Consider the following 14,906-nt stretch of genomic DNA (forward strand, 5'->3'; position numbering starts at 1 on the left):
GAAAGACCGGGAACAAACGCGTTGCGAAGCTGCAATGACGCAGCACGCGCATCGCTATTTTTCAGACACGCTCGACAGCAGCAGAATCCGACCGCATCATTTTCGTCGACAAGCACGGCTTGCCGCGCATGGCGCGCTCTCGAGATCGAAAGGGAATTGCAGATGACCTTGGAGACCCGGAACTTCGAGACGCTGGCGTTGCATGGCGGATCCTACCGCTCCGACCCCGCCACCGGCGCGGTCGCGGTTCCGATCTATCAGACCACGTCGTTCCAGTTCGAGAACGCCGATCACGCCTCGCGCCTGTTCGCACTCGAGCAGCTCGGACCGATCTACACCCGTATCGGCAATCCTACCCAGCAGGCCTTTGAGGATCGGCTTGCTGCACTCGAGGGCGGGGCGGCCGCCCTCGCAGTTGCCTCTGGACAGACGGCTTCCGCCTTCGCGATCTTCAACATTGCCCAGGCCGGCGACAATATCGTGTCCTCGACCGATCTCTACGGCGGCACCTGGACACTGCTATCGCGGACCCTGAAGCAGTTCGGCATCGAAGTGCGCTTTGTCGATCCCGCCGATCCCGAAAACTTCCGTCGCGCGACCGACGCCAAGACGCGCGTCTATTTCGGCGAGACGCTTCCGAATCCCAAGCTGCACGTATTCCCGATCAAGGAGGTCGCGGACATTGGCCGCTCGCTTGGCGTGCCGCTGATCCTCGACAACACGGCGTCGCCGCTGATCGCACGCCCGTTTGAGCATGGCGCTGCGGTGGTGGTCTATTCGACCACGAAGTATATCGGAGGCCACGGCACCGCGATCGGTGGCGCCATCGTCGACGGCGGCAACTTCGACTGGGCCGCGCATGCCGATCGCTTTCCGCTTCTGAACACGCCCGACGAGGCCTACCACGGCGCGATCTGGACTGAGGCCGCGAAGCCGCTTGGCCCGATCGCCTACATCTTGCGAGCCCGCGTCAAGCTGCTGCGCGACCTCGGCGCATCGATCGCGCCGCAGAATGCCTTCCAGTTCATCCAGGGCCTCGAAACCCTGCCGCTGCGCATCCGCCAGCACAACGAGAATGCGGTGAAGGTCGCGAACTTCCTCGCCAAGCACGCCTCGGTCTCGAACGTGATCTTCCCCGGTCTGCAAAACGGAGAGAACCGGCGCAGGGCGGACGCCTATCTGAAGGGCGGCTATGGCGGGCTGGTCGGCTTCGAGCTGAAAGGGGGCGTCGAGGCCGGCCGTCGCTTCGTCGACGCGCTCAAGCTGTTCTATCACGTCGCCAATATCGGCGATGCCAGGTCGTTAGCCATTCATCCTGCATCGACGACGCATCAGCAACTGACCGCAGCCGAGCAGCTCGCCGCCGGGGTCACGCCCGGCTACGTACGCCTGTCGGTGGGGATCGAGCATCCCGACGACATCTTGGCGGATCTCGGTCAGGCGCTCGCACAGGCCGACGTTGGGGCGCGCAAGGCTGCGTAAGGCACATCATCTGAATCGTAATGGGACTTGAGATCATGAAAATTCTTCGTCGCACCGCCCAGGCCGCAGGTCTCTGGCTTGCTCTCACGGCGGCCGCCTTCGCCGGCGAGCCGCTGAAGATCGCGACCAGCGCCGGCCCGGTTGGGCAATTGGCGTCCTTTGCCGCCAAGCTGGCCAAGGAGAAAGGGCAGGACGTCAAGATCGTCGAGCTGTCGGACTGGGTGGCATTGAACGAGGTCGTGAACAGCGGCGATGTCGACGCCAATCTGTTCCAGCATGCAACCTATCTCGCGCTTCAGAATAGGCAACGCGGCTTCAACCTTGTGCAGGTCGACAAGGTCGGCGTCATTGCGCCGGTCGGCCTGTTCTCGAAGAAGATCAAGAAGCTCGACGACATCAAGTCCGGCGACAGCGTCGCCATTCCGAACGAGCCGCTCAACGGCGCACGCGGGCTGATCCTGCTCGAGCGGGCCGAGCTGATCAAGCTGGCGCCCGGTAAGGGCTTCTCGGTCAGCAAGTTCGACATCATCGAGAATCCAAAGAACCTCAAGATCGTCGAGCTCGACCCCGCCCAAACCTATCGGTCGCTCGACGACGTAACATTGGCGCTCGTCAACATCACCTACCTCATTCCGGCCGGCGGGGATCCCAAATCTGCGCTCATCATCGACCGCACCGTTGATGACGGGCTCGTGCTGCGCTTCACGGCCCGGCCCGACAAGAAGGACGATCCGCGCCTGAAGGCATTTATCCAGGTGTTCAACTCGCCGGAAGTGAAGCAGTTCATCGAAGAGAAGATCCCGGCCTTCATCCCGGCGGGGTTCAGCAGCTAGGAGGGCGCCGTCCGTTGGGAAACTGCACCATGATCTATGTCGTCGACGTCAATCAGATGAGCTTTGCCTTCGTGGCGGGAAGCGAGAGGCACGCATCGGAGATTGCAGGCTCGCCGGGGTTTGTGCAGGCTCTGGATCGTTTCTTCCTTCAAGGCTCCAACGGTTCGAGCCATCGTCCGCGTGCTGCGACGGTTCAGGAGCTTGCTCTCTTCAACGACATGTCGTCTGAGTTCGCGGATGCCACGGCGGACGTCCTGGTTGCCCGCGTCGGCTAGACGTCGGAACAGATTATCGCTCGATAAGGAGATCGTAGACCATGAGACGTCGCTTGTTGCTCGTGATGGCCGCCTTTGCACTATTCACCGCGCCGGCCTCCGCGGATCAGAAGATCAAGGTCGGGATATCGGGCGGCGATGCCGAAATCATCTGGGCGAAGGTGAAGGAGATCGCGGCCAAGGACGGCCTCGATGTGCAGGTCGTCGTCTTCAACGATTATCTGTTGCCCAATGCCGTGCTGGATGTCGGCGATCTCGATGCGAATGCCTTCCAGCACAAGCCGTTCCTCGACAACCAGATCAAGACCAGGGGATACAAGATCGTCGCCGTCGGAGAGACGATCGTCGCACCGATCGGGCTCTATTCCCGCAAGGCGAAGTCGGTTGCCGAGATCAAGGAGGGGGCGTCGATCGGCATCCCCAACGATCCGTCGAACGGTGGCCGGGCCCTGCGGCTACTTCAGGCCGAAAAGCTGATCGAGCTCAAGGACGGCGTGGGGATCCTGCCGACCGCGCTCGATGTGGCCGCAAATCCAAAGAAGCTCAGGATCCGTGAAATCGACGCCGCCCAACTGCCGCGCAGCCTGGACGACGTCGATGCTGCGGTCATCAACACCAATTACGCCGTCCCCGCCGGCCTCATTCCCGGCAAGGACTCCATCGCAATCGAATCCTCGGTCAACAATCCCTACAACAACTTCATCGCCGTTCGCGAGAAGGACAAGGATGCGCCCTGGGTCGCGAAGCTGGTGCGTGCCTATCAGAACGATACGGTCCGCCAGACCATCAAGGACAAACTGCCGGGTCAGATACCCGCGTTCTGAACAGATTCAATCCGGAGACGAGCGATGACAAACCCACCTGGCCGTGCCGAGAAGCTATCGAGTTCGGCAGGATCCGTCGTGTTCGATGCGGATGTGCTGGTGCTCGGTGGCGGTCCCGCGGGCACATGGGCCGCAATAAGCGCCGCCGAGCGTGGTGCGCGCGTCGTGCTGACGGATAAGGGGTTTTGCGGCACCTCAGGCGCGACCGCGGCGGCCGGCACCGGTGTCTGGTACGTCGACCCCGCTCCGGAACGCCGCGAGGCCGCGATGGCCAGCCGTGAGAAACTCGGTGGCCACCTCCAGGACCGTCGCTGGATGGCGCGCGTGCTGGACCGGACCTACGCCCAGAGCAACCAGCTCGCCGACTGGGGCTATCCTTATCCTTCGGACGACGACGGCAAGCCGCAGCGGAATTCGCTCCAGGGTCCGGAATACATGCGGCTGATGCGCAAGCGAACGAAGCAAGCCGGCGTCACCATTCTGGATCACTCGCCAGCGCTCGAGCTTTTGGTGGACGAGAACGGCGTGGTGGCCGGCACCGCAGGCCTGCGACGGCAGAAAGGCGACCGTTGGGTGGTCAATGCGAAGGCTGTGGTGATCGCCACCGGCGGATGCGCGTTCCTTAGCAAGACGTTGGGCTCGAACGTTCTGACCGGCGATGGCTATCTCCTGGCGGCCGAGGCCGGCGCGGAATTCACCAGCATGGAGTTCTCCAACGCCTATGCTATCTCGCCGGCATTCGGCTCCGTGACCAAGACCCTGTTCTACAGCTGGGCAAACTTCACCGACGAGGAAGGCAGTGTGATCCCGGGGGCGTCATCCAAGGGCGGCCGGTCGATTATTGCTCGGGCGTTGCGCAAGGGCCCGGTGTACGCCCGGCTCGACGAGGCCGACGCCGAGACCCAGCGGCATATGAGGGTATCTCAGCCGAACTTCTTCCTGCCGTTCGACCGGACCGGCCTCGATCCGTTCACGCAGCGTTTTCCGATCACGCTTCGCCTCGAGGGGACCGTCCGCGGCACGGGGGGCCTGCGGATCGTTGACGACAGCTGCGCGACTACCGTTCCAGGTCTCTACGCTGCGGGCGACGCGGCAACCCGCGAGCTGATCTGCGGTGGTTTCACCGGGGGCGGTAGCCACAATGCGGCCTGGGCAATGTCGTCGGGGTATTGGGCCGGTCAGGGCGCCGCCGAATTCGCGCATCAACTGGGCAGCACAAGCGGGCGTCAGGCATTTCGGCGCGGCAGCGTTGCGCTTCGCTCCGGCAGCGGGCGACCGCTTCAGGCTGACAAGCTCGCCCGGAACGTTCAGAACGAGGTGTTTCCGTACGAGCTGAACTATTTCCGCGAAGCCGGGCGCCTCAGCGAGGCGTTATGGCGTCTGGACGGCTTCTGGTCTGAGGCATCGAATGCCGGCGCGTCAGACGAGCAGGATCTGCTTCGCGCACGTGAGGCCACGGCCATGCTCGCAACGGCGCGCTGGATGTATCGGAGCGCGCTGGCGCGTCAGGAGAGCCGGGGTATGCATCGCCGCGACGACTATCCCGAGCAGGACGACCGCTATCGCCACTACGTGACGACCGGAGGGCTCGACGACGTCTGGACCTCGGCGCGCCCGCTGCGTTCCTCTCAGTACGCGGAGGCCGCGGAATGATCGAGGTCATCGATGTCGAGCGCTGCACGGCGTGCGACATCTGCGTCAACGTGTGCCCCACCAATGTCTTCGACAAGACCGACGACATCCCTAGGATCGCGCGCAGAGCGATTGCCAAACCTGCTTCCTGTGCGAGCTCTACTGCCCCGAGGATGCGCTGTTCGTCTCGCCATTCGCCGACGCGCCGCAACAGGTCGACGTCGCCGCGTTGAAGGAAGCCGCAGTGCTCGGCAGCTATCGGCGTGCAGTAGGCTGGACCAATGAGAGCCGGCACTTGCGCGATGCGGATCGGAGCTACCGGCTGTTCGGCCATTGAAGCTTACATCGACTTCGGGAGATAGGACATGACTGGAGATCGCCTGTTCCTGTTGAAGCCCGGATTTGAGGATCCGGAGCAGCCGGGCCGCTTCTTCGTCTGCTCGCACTGCAATGCGATTGAGGGGTTGCTGGCGTCGTTTCCAGGGCTGGCAATACAGATTGAGGTGCGGCGCCTGGGGACGCTTTGAAAAGGGGGCGTGAAGTCCGATCGCGGCGCCGATCAGGGAGGAGGACGTTGTCACCAGGCCCAACAAGGCGGCCATGGCGAGGTAGTAGGGCGACGTCATGAAGCTCCCAAAACATCGCGATCGTTCGCCGCAACGTGCCTGCAGCGGCATGATGACGTGCGGGACGTAGGAAAGCGAGAGCGCCTGCGGCGCCGCCGCATAGGAAACTCATATAGACGGAATCAGCCGCAGCTCCGCGTTTCAGGCCGCCCGTTTCATCTGGGCAGAATCCTGCCGGTAGGCGGACATCACGAAGCCCTGACGGCATCTGACCCCGGCCTCGATTCGGAAGCCGAGCTGTTCGAGCTTCTTGCGGACCTTGAGCGCGAAGCCCGCCTCGTTCGACTTGATCAGCACCGCGATTGCAGCGGTCGTGCCGAGAGATGGTGCGATCTGGGACAGCGCCATCTCGAACTCACTGAACATGTCTTGCACGGTGATGAGGCCGACGGAAAAGGCCGGCTTGCGCAAGAAGATGGAGGGCAGTCCAATTCGGGTGAAGCCGCGCTGGCGCAGCGCCTGATAGAGTTCGGCGCTACCACGGCCCGCGACGATCGCGCGATTGAGATTCGACAGATGGGTGAGCGAGATCATGGTCTCGACCACCTGGTCGCGATCGGTGAAGGGAGCGGGGTGGAGCACGAAGATACTCCTTACAGTAGGTGCGCGGGCGCACTGGAACGAGAGTTTGCCCTGAATGGCGCGACCAATATCGTTCGCGGCCAGTATGATTTCGAGGGGACAGGCAGGCTTATCTCATAGGAACGGCATAGGATCGGGACGAGGTTGAGGTGCGTTCAACGTTCGTTGCGCATGTAGGCGCTTCGTGCCGTCACCGATCTCATGTCGGGCTCCGCCCTGCTGCCTGCACCAGGATGGTTGATCGTTGCCTCCGACAGGCGATGGATGCCGGCGTCGATCTGGCGATCCAAGGCATGAAGAATGACGTGCGCGACGGCGGCCGTCACCAGGATGAGAAGCCAAGAGCGCAAATCCATGAGACTTCCCCATCCCTGGTGGCGTTGCACAGATCGGACAATGGAGGGCTGGCCTGAACCGGAGCCTCGCTCAAAAAAGGAGCCCCGGACGTATCGGGGCTCAAGGGGTTGGAGGTTTGCCGAGAGACTTCAGTATTTGGCGACGACAGGGGCATCCCAATGGAATTTGTAGTTTAGGCCGACCAGCGCGGTCGAGGCACGCTGCTGGACGTTGATGACTTCACCCGCGCCGCCGCCGGCCAGTGTGAACGCCCGCGCGCTGTCGTCGAGGAACCACATGTAGTTATACTCGGCGAAGACCGACCAGTTCGGCGCGAACATCCATTCGGCGCCGATACCGATGGTCATGCCGGGCTGCATGAAGCTTGCGGACTCGATCAGCGCGCCGCCAGGCGCAAAGACCTGGTTGCGTTCCCGAATGAAGGCCGCACCGCCCTTGAGATAGCCGAGGAATTGCGGCGTCCAGAGATAGCCGATGCGGCCGGTCGCGGTGTAGATCTCTTTCAGGTTGTTCGCTTCGGAGAAGGCGGGGAAGTCGGTCAAGGCGTGGCTGCCCTTGATATTGCCGAAATCGAAGCTGCCGCCGACGCCGAACACCAGATTGCCGGTCTGGAAATCGCAACCGACCTGGCCGCCGCCGATCACGCCGCTGTCCTTCTCGCGGCCGTAGTCGTTCGGTGCAGCCACGCCGCCGACGTCGAGCGCGCGGGCCGTATTCAGCCGTGTCCAGCCGCCACCGACATTGGCGCCGAGGTAGCAGCCGGTCCAGTTGTAGAGCGGAGCGGCAGCCATTGGCCGCGCCTTCAACGGCAGATCGGCAGCGACTGCGGCGCTCGCCGCGCCGAGCCCGATCAGCACACTTGCGACAACAAGAGATTTCAATCGTCCGTACATTCGAGCCCCCTGCATGGCCATGAGGCCAATTCACCTTCGGAGATGATGTTAGGGACAGCGCACGGATTCCGCGATGCCGAAAGGGCTGCTTGAGCGCGCGGAGGTCGCTTTTTGCGCGCGCGTTGTACGCTCGCGACATCGCAAAATGCCGAAAAGAATTAAGGAAAAATAGCTTCCGGACTCGCGGAGTGGTTTCGGTAAATTGAGACGCCGGACATGGCCGCGCGATACGTCGAAGGTCGCCTGAGATTGTATCACTGTGTTTGTGCCGGTGGTCCGGTGCGCAATCCCGTCAATCCCTGTCGCGCGTTCGCCAGGCGAAGATGATGAAGATTGCGACAACGGCCGCGCCCGCAAGCATCCAGTACTGGGCGTCAATGCCAAAAACGCTAAATGTTTGAATGAGGAAGTCCACGGCACTCGCCCTTTTGTTGGGCAAGCTACGCGGTTCGGGGATGGAAATATATTATTTTTATACGATGGGTGTTCTGCGCGTCGTGCGCAGGCATGCCAGCACTCGCGGACGGCGCAAGGTATGGGTCAGCCCTGGTCAGAGCGCGGATCGCGAGGCGCGCTCGATGACCAGTCCGTTGAGGAAATCTTCGAGCGCGATGCGTCCGGCCTCGTGTGCGGCCCGGTGCGAGCGAAACCCGGCTTCACGAAGCCTGATGCCCATCGGCTTGCGCTTGCGCCGGATTTCCCAGGACCAATCCTTACATGCATCGCCGGACCAGGACACGACGACGTAAAAGGATCGTCTTGGAGAAGGGCGAAGCATCAACTCACCCGTGCCGCCACCGGCGCGGCGTCCAGACGGTTCTGAAGGCGATAGCCGACACCCGACTCGGTCACCAGGAGACGTGGCTGGTTGGGGTCGGCCTCGATCTTCTGGCGAAGCTTGCGCACGAGGATCCGAAGGTACTGGATGTTGTCGCGCTGATTGCCGTTCCAGATATCCTTCAGGAGCTGATCGTGGGTGACGACGAGGCCGACATGCATGGCGAGAACGTGCAGCAGCCGATATTCCTTGCGCGTCAGGCGAACCAGGTTGTTGTTCAGCGAGACCGTACGGGTCACGAGATCGACAGACAGCGGGCCTGCGACCACGACCGGATTTTCCGTCGCCGACTTGAAGTACCGCCGCAAGGCGGCCTCGCTTCGCGCCAGCAGTTCGGCCATGCCGAACGGCTTGACGACGTAATCGTCGGCGCCGGCCTGGAGCAGACGTACCTTCTCGTCCTCGCCGGCAGCGACGGAAAGGATGATGATCGGCACGTTGGACCACGCGCGGATCCGCTCCAGCACCTCCGCGCCGTGAAGATCGGGTAGCGCCAGATCGAGAACGATGAGGTCAGGTGAACTGAAGGTCGCGAGCTTCAACGCCTCGGTGGCGTTTTCGGCCTCGAGCACGGCGAAGCTGTTGAGCTCGAAGCCGGCGCGGAGGAAGCGCCTGATCTTCGGTTCGTCGTCGATCAGGAGAACGACGTTTGCGGGCTTACTCATCTGTCAGCGTGATCGGTTCGGAGGTGGATGGCTCGAGCGCGGGCAGGGAGATCGATACTGTTGTTCCCTGTCCTTGGCCGCGGCTATGAACCGTGATCATGCCCTCATTGGCCTGGATGAAGGTCGAGGCGATCCAGAAGCCGAGGCCCGACCCCGGCACCGACGCCTGATGTCGCGCGCTTCGAAAGGATCGCTGCCCAAGCTTTTGCTGTTCATCGGCGGTGATACCAACGCCCTGATCGGACACGACGACGTGCACGCGATGGGGCTCGCAACGCACGTCCACGGTGATCGTCGAACCGGACGGCGAGTATTTCGCGGCGTTCTCCAGGATCTGCCCGCAAGCCTCCTCCACCAGGCCCGAGTCGACGTGGAGCAGCGGAAGATCATCTGCGAAAGTTGCCTCTATCCGATGCGCCGAAAGCCGTCGCGCGCGGCGCGTGATGGCGCCGTGGACGATATCCCTCGGGTCCGCCCATTCGCGGCGCGGACTCAGTCCGCCCGCGGCGACGCGAGTCGCGCTGAGCAGGTTGCTGATATAGCCGTCGAGATGGCTCGCCTCGTCAGAGATCGCCTCGACCAGCGCTTGTATGCGCGCGTCCCCACATATGGCTGGAATGGTCTCCAGCACGCTCGCCGAACCCTGGATCGCCGCGAGCGGCGTGCAAAGCTCGTGCGACAGTGTTCCATGGAAGGCGTCGCGTAACATTTGCGCCTGCAGGCGCAATCGCGCGCTCTCCATCACCTTGCCGATGTCGAGGCGCTGCAGCGTCAGCGCGGTCTCGTCGAGGATTGATTGGATCCGTCGAGTCCGCCGTTCAATCGCTGGCTGGGAACCCAGACCGATATTGACCGCGATCACGCCGTGAATAGCGGAATCTGACGAGATCGCCCTGAGCAGCCAGATCTCGCCGCGCTGCTCGTCGACGATGGTCCGCAACCCTGGACCCGCTCCGGAATTCATCGCTGCCGCAGTTGCCTGCACTGAAAGTGGCGCGAAGCGGGACTCAGGCGGTTCGAAATGCCCGTCCGCGGTCGTCACGAACAGAGTTGCCGCGTGACCGAAGGCGACCTCGAAATGTTGACGGATGGCGGAAATCAAGTCCGCGACCGTAAAACAGGAGGCGAGACGACGCGAGAAGTCATAGAGCGCATGCATCTCCTTCTCGCGCTGTCGCAACGTGTCCGTTTCCTTGCGCAGCCGCGAGGCCAGATTGCTGCTGACCAGCGCAACGATCAGGAACAGCAGGAGATCGACCGCCTCCTGCGGGTTGTCGACGCGAAAGCTGTAAAGAGGTTCGAAGAAGAAGAAATCCGCGGCTGCCGTGCCCGTGATCGATGCCGTCATTGCCGGCCAGACGCCCCATCGAGTCGCAGCATACATGACTGGAACGAGGTAGGCGATCGGGACCAGGCTTGACGCCAAGGTCGTGCTGAGTGCGAACAGCGCGGTGGTGACCAGTCCGATGCTCAGAACCGACAGCAACACCGGGATCACGTTGCGCCACACGACGACACGCAGCGACGCGACCTCATCCAGGGCCGGTATCCCCGAGGATGGCAATTTGGAATCGGTCTGCCGCACGCTCGTCATCGAAAACATGCGGCCCAGAGGTGGATGAAGAATCAAAGTACGTACATGCCCTTGCCGACGGCGACATCGAAAGATCCGGCTCCGGCCGCGTCGGCCGCAACGGATCAATGGTCAAACAAGACCCGATCGGACAATGTTCGGAAATTCGATGGTTATCGGCATGCGTCGACCAACGGCGCGCACCAGAACCCGTTCAATGTCGTGATGCAGACTCTTCGATGTCGTCAACTACCCGGCGAAGGAACGATGTTCCAGATCGACGTAGAAAATCTATGATGTTGGGAGTGGTTCAACATAAAAAAGAAATAGCCGCAGCCTCCGTAGTTCTACGGAAAAGGTTCGCTCCAGACTCCGCGTCAGGCGAAGTCGGGTTCTGATTCCCTCAACGATCGTACCGGGCCTCAGGGCAACGCCGCGATTCGTGGCGGTGAGGCGTCTTATGCCTGCCGGACCAAGCTCGCATATTGCAGGGCGCGCTTCTCGCCGAGAAGCTCCGGCCTAGATGCCCGGTAAAGGCCGGCTTCGTCGGCCGAGCGGGTCTGAGGCAGCGCAAGGGCCGCGACCGCCGCGGCGCTGATCTGCTTGGGCGGATAGAGATAGAAGTCCATCAGCGGCATATGCGGCCCGTGCGCACTCTGTTTCAGGACGTCACGCGCGGTCTCGCCGGCGACCGGATAGATCGCGCTCCATCCGGCGAAGCTGCTCGCCAGAATCTCCAGGGAGAGAATCGTGGTCGCGATCTGCACGAAGCCGTCATTGGCCTTCTTCGAGCTGCGGGTCGTCGAGGCTCGGCGCAGGATTCGGCGAAGCTCAGTGTGCCGTTCGATCAGCGGGCCCAAGCGAAAGTGCCAAAGCATATTGGGCAACGAGGCGAAGCCGTGAACCTCGTGATACGATTCGATCAAGCTGCAACATTGCCGCGTCAGGTCCTTCGGCAGGAAGCCGAGGTCGAACGCGACACCGTCCGCCGTTGTGTTGTCGCTGGCGCGCGCTGCACAAGTCACGGCTTCCATGATCAAACCTCGCGAAGCAAATTTGCCTACGTGGCGAGCTTAGCGAGTCCAGGCATATATCTTCGATCGACAATCTGGCGCACATACGTAGCAAAATAATAGCTGTGGCAAGCAAACGGCGCTTGGTTGCGAGTAAGTCGAGCACAGCGCGTCGCGCACTATGACGAAAATGACACAGCGCGAAGTGAACGTTTGCGCTGCATCATCGTTCTAACGGCAAAAGACCACTTTTTCGCTGACGATTTGAGCAAACGCGGTGAGCATCTGATGCTTACGAATGCAAATGACGCCCGCGAGGCGTCTCGCGCTATTTTATTTTAACGAACGCGCGCCGGAAACCGCATCGCTTTTTTTTGCCTGCCTCACGAAAGATTGCACCTGAAGCTTAACCAAACCGAAAGAGCGCCTGGAAGGCGTCGGTCCAACAGCTTGGGGCAATATGATGAGAAACTATCTTTTGGCGGGCGTATCGCTGGTCGCGATGGGGATTGGCGGCGCTGCCAATGCAGCGGACACGCTTCCGCCCGTGGGGAAGACGTTCTGCGATCCCTACAAGAACTATGCGTGCATGGATTCCTATCTGGGTCAGGACTTCATGACCCGCTTCATCAACTACTATCGGCTCGAATGGGGCCATGAGGCCGCGCCGTCCGATCCGAAGGCGGCGGCGTCGCGCCGCGACGGATGGCCTGCGACACCGCAGAGCATTCCGCCGATGCCGTTCACCGAATGGCCCTATGGCGGTGCGACTGCAATCGGCGTCACGCGTCCGAACTCGGTCGACAGCCCGCTGATGAACGCGATGAGCAACACGGCGGTCGGGCAGTGGATGAACGACGCGCACATTCAGGTCTATGGCTGGGTCAACGCCGGCGGCAACCTCAGCAACAACACCGTCCGCGGCGGCAATTCGCCGGCAGCATACGACTACAATCCGAACACGGTTCAGCTCGATCAGGCCGTGGTCTATATCGAGCGACTGCCCGACACAGTCCAGAAGGACCACATCGACTGGGGCTTCCGCATCGCGCCGATCTATGGCGAGAACTATCGCTACACCACGGCTTACGGCTTGTGGAGCAATCAGCTCCTCCAGCAGAACAGGAACTACGGCTATGACATGCCGATGGCCTATGGCGAGGTCTTCATTCCCTATCTAGCCGACGGCCTTCTGCTGAGGTTCGGCCGCTACATCTCGATCCCGGACATCGAGGCGCAGCTCGCGCCGAACAACTACATGTATACGCATTCGATGACGTACACGTTCGACAACTATACGAACACCGGAATTAACGCCTCGCTCGCGCTGAACAAGAACTGGATGATCCAGGGAGGATTCTCAGTCGGCACCGAAGCGATGCCCTGGCATGTCGGCGCCAAGATCGCCAACGCGAATCCAAATCCGCTGTTCCCGGACAGCACCATGCTGAAAGATCCCGGCGCGCAGCCCACCTTCAGCGCGGCCGTCCGCTACGTCACCGATAGCGGCAATGACGGCGTCTACGTGATCGCCAACGGCATCAACAACGGCACCTGGGGCTACAACAATCTCCAGTGGTACGGGTTGACCTATTATCACAAGTTCAACGATCAGTGGCACATCTCGTTCGAGACCTACAACGAGCACCAGAACAACGTGCTCAACCTCGACAATCCGGCCTCGGTCGCGCTCGTGGCCAGCGGTACACCGTTCTCGCTCGACGTCATGCCCTGGAACGCACCATTCGGCGCGCATTGCGGCAACGCAACCCAGCTCTCGTGCACGGCGTCGGTCCAGACCTTCCTGACCTACGTGAACTACAGCCCGACGAAGATGGACAACATCTCCTATCGTCTCGAGTGGTTCGACGACAAGCAGGGACAGCGTACCGGCGTGAAGACGCGCTACGTCGAGACCGGGATCGGCTGGCAGCACTGGTTCTCGCCGCAGATCGAGATCCGGCCCGAAGTGTCGGTGTATCACGCGCTGGACGCGCCGGCGTTCAACGGTAACGCCAACTTCGGCATTCCCCCGAACAAGAAGACGGCCGTCATCGGTTCGGCGGACATCATCATCCACTTCTGATTCTGCGGACGGGTGGCGCCGCGAGCGCCACCCACTTCGGAAGAGACATTCGACAGGGGCTAACAATGAAAAAGATTCTTCTCACAACGGTTGCATTGGGCGCATTGACGGCGATGTCGCCGGCGTTTGGCGCCGATCTCCCGATCTACGGCAAGGCTCCGCCAGTCGCCGCGCCGGCCTATGACTGGTCCGGCTTCTATGTCGGCGTCTTCGGCGGCTGGGGGCTCGGCAATCACAACGTGAACAACGCCACCGGACCGGTGGGCTTCGCCAACTTCACGGCGAACTACGAATCGACGGGTGGCTTCGGCGGCGGCGAGATCGGCGCCAACTGGCAGAGCGGCAACATCGTCGTCGGTATCGAAGCAGACGGCTTTGGCGCTGACATCAAGGGCAACGACAATTTCGCGCTCGGCTGGAATGACGCGACAAAGCTGGGCTGGGGTGCCACGCTCCGGGGGCGCGGCGGCATCGCGGTCGACCGCCTGTTGCTGTTCTTCACGGGCGGTTGGGCTTATGGCGAGCTGACGCACACCAACACCAATCCCGGCGTCGGCGTGGACACGTTCAAGGCCACACGGAGCGGCCTGACCGCCGGCGGTGGCATCGCTTATGCGTTCACCAACAATCTGATCGGAAAGTTCGAGTATCGCTATTTCGACTACGGCACGTTCCATCGCGATGCGCCGACCAACGGTGTGCTGCCGTACACGGTGGCGAACACCTATTCGACCGTGATGGTCGGGCTCGACTTCAAGTTCGGCGGCAACGCGGTGGTCGCGAAGTATTGACGCCAGGAGGCAGGGGGACTGCATGATCGGCTCGAGACGAAGACTGAAAGTTGCGGCGATGATCGCTCTCGTTGGGCTTGGCGCTTGCCTTGCCGGATGCGTGAGCGATCTCGGTGCCACTGCAACAGATGCGCCGGGTACTCACCAGATGCGCTACTATGGCGGGCCCAAATATCCGATGTGGCCGAGCCAATGAGATCGATCGGCACGGCGTGCCCTGTGAGCGGACGCGCCGTGCGGATCGTGATCTCTGTTGCCGCGAGCGTGATGCTGAGAGGACGTGCTGTCAGTTCTGTGCAAGCGAACCATGCTACGCGCTGCCGACGCCTTGACAGCCTGGGAGCATCACGGCGGATCGCCGACGGCATGTCCGGCAATCACGGTCCGATGCGGTACGACCGCGGGTCGAGATCTCCAATGTGGCGCGGCCGCGTTC

General features: G+C 61.9%; 15 protein-coding genes and 2 pseudogenes. 9 read left to right on the forward strand and 8 right to left on the reverse strand.

Annotation, left to right across the window (positions count from 1 at the left end):
• The first annotated feature begins 162 nt into the window (after positions 1-162).
• From AB7535_RS09115 to AB7535_RS09145, 7 genes and pseudogenes are all read left to right on the forward strand, one after another.
• Entirely contained in the window at positions 163-1,482 is a 1,320-nt protein-coding gene (locus tag AB7535_RS09115; RefSeq protein WP_439037278.1) for an O-acetylhomoserine aminocarboxypropyltransferase/cysteine synthase family protein, read from the forward strand.
• Positions 1,483-1,517: 35 nt separating this feature from the next.
• Complete coding sequence (locus tag AB7535_RS09120) at positions 1,518-2,315, forward strand: MetQ/NlpA family ABC transporter substrate-binding protein (protein ID WP_085404210.1); 798 nt, start codon at positions 1,518-1,520, stop codon at positions 2,313-2,315.
• A 29-nt stretch (positions 2,316-2,344) separates the two neighbouring features.
• Positions 2,345-2,590 (forward strand): hypothetical protein, encoded by a 246-nt coding sequence (locus AB7535_RS09125; RefSeq protein WP_085404152.1) that lies wholly within the window; start codon positions 2,345-2,347, stop codon positions 2,588-2,590.
• A gap of 41 nt (positions 2,591-2,631) precedes the next feature.
• Positions 2,632-3,414 carry a MetQ/NlpA family ABC transporter substrate-binding protein gene (locus tag AB7535_RS09130; RefSeq protein ID WP_085404151.1) on the forward strand — a complete coding sequence of 261 codons (783 nt, stop codon included), beginning with the start codon at positions 2,632-2,634 and terminating at the stop codon, positions 3,412-3,414.
• A 24-nt stretch (positions 3,415-3,438) separates the two neighbouring features.
• Positions 3,439-5,067, forward strand: coding sequence for an FAD-dependent oxidoreductase (locus AB7535_RS09135; protein ID WP_135215576.1), 1,629 nt, complete (start codon positions 3,439-3,441; stop codon positions 5,065-5,067).
• Positions 5,064-5,383, forward strand: a pseudogene (locus AB7535_RS09140) (4Fe-4S binding protein). The gene AB7535_RS09135 and the pseudogene AB7535_RS09140 overlap by 4 nt, the downstream one beginning before the upstream one ends.
• Positions 5,384-5,411: 28 nt before the next feature.
• Positions 5,412-5,561 (forward strand): annotated as a pseudogene (locus AB7535_RS09145) (DUF3088 family protein); the annotation flags it as partial.
• Between the two features lie 252 nt (positions 5,562-5,813).
• Here AB7535_RS09145 and AB7535_RS09150 read toward each other — a convergent pair.
• From AB7535_RS09150 to AB7535_RS09185, 8 genes are all read right to left on the reverse strand, one after another.
• Entirely contained in the window at positions 5,814-6,254 is a 441-nt protein-coding gene (locus tag AB7535_RS09150) for a hypothetical protein (protein ID WP_081369286.1), read from the reverse strand.
• A gap of 155 nt (positions 6,255-6,409) precedes the next feature.
• Positions 6,410-6,610: a hypothetical protein gene (locus AB7535_RS09155; RefSeq protein ID WP_085404149.1), complete on the reverse strand. Its 201-nt coding sequence runs from the start codon at positions 6,608-6,610 to the stop codon at positions 6,410-6,412.
• A 129-nt stretch (positions 6,611-6,739) separates the two neighbouring features.
• Entirely contained in the window at positions 6,740-7,504 is a 765-nt protein-coding gene (locus tag AB7535_RS09160; protein WP_161495917.1) for an outer membrane protein, read from the reverse strand.
• A 292-nt stretch (positions 7,505-7,796) separates the two neighbouring features.
• Positions 7,797-7,919: a hypothetical protein gene (locus AB7535_RS09165; protein WP_256376419.1), complete on the reverse strand. Its 123-nt coding sequence runs from the start codon at positions 7,917-7,919 to the stop codon at positions 7,797-7,799.
• A 135-nt stretch (positions 7,920-8,054) separates the two neighbouring features.
• On the reverse strand, positions 8,055-8,282 hold the full coding sequence (locus tag AB7535_RS09170; protein WP_144030837.1) for a hypothetical protein: 228 nt from the start codon (positions 8,280-8,282) through the stop codon (positions 8,055-8,057).
• On the reverse strand, positions 8,282-9,007 hold the full coding sequence (locus tag AB7535_RS09175) for a response regulator (protein ID WP_085404147.1): 726 nt from the start codon (positions 9,005-9,007) through the stop codon (positions 8,282-8,284). Before AB7535_RS09175 ends, AB7535_RS09170 begins: the two co-directional genes overlap by 1 nt.
• Positions 9,000-10,601 (reverse strand): sensor histidine kinase, encoded by a 1,602-nt coding sequence (locus tag AB7535_RS09180; RefSeq protein ID WP_439037279.1) that lies wholly within the window; start codon positions 10,599-10,601, stop codon positions 9,000-9,002. Before AB7535_RS09180 ends, AB7535_RS09175 begins: the two co-directional genes overlap by 8 nt.
• 437 nt (positions 10,602-11,038) lie before the next feature.
• The gene (locus AB7535_RS09185; protein ID WP_085404145.1) at positions 11,039-11,614 is read right to left on the reverse strand and encodes a hypothetical protein; all 576 of its coding nucleotides are present in this window, start codon (positions 11,612-11,614) and stop codon (positions 11,039-11,041) included.
• Between the two features lie 442 nt (positions 11,615-12,056).
• Here AB7535_RS09185 and AB7535_RS09190 point away from each other — a divergent pair, with 442 nt between their 5' ends.
• Together AB7535_RS09190 and AB7535_RS09195 are read left to right on the forward strand one after the other, a co-directional pair.
• The gene (locus AB7535_RS09190) at positions 12,057-13,679 is read left to right on the forward strand and encodes an outer membrane beta-barrel protein (protein WP_085404209.1); all 1,623 of its coding nucleotides are present in this window, start codon (positions 12,057-12,059) and stop codon (positions 13,677-13,679) included.
• Positions 13,680-13,744: 65 nt separating this feature from the next.
• A complete protein-coding gene (locus tag AB7535_RS09195) occupies positions 13,745-14,470 on the forward strand; it encodes an outer membrane protein (protein WP_071915194.1) in 726 nt (241 codons plus the stop codon).
• The last annotated feature ends 436 nt before the right edge of the window (positions 14,471-14,906 follow it).

The organism is Bradyrhizobium sp. 956_D2_N1_4 (genome assembly GCF_052076025.1).
Classification (GTDB): Bacteria; Pseudomonadota; Alphaproteobacteria; order Rhizobiales; family Xanthobacteraceae; genus Bradyrhizobium; species Bradyrhizobium barranii.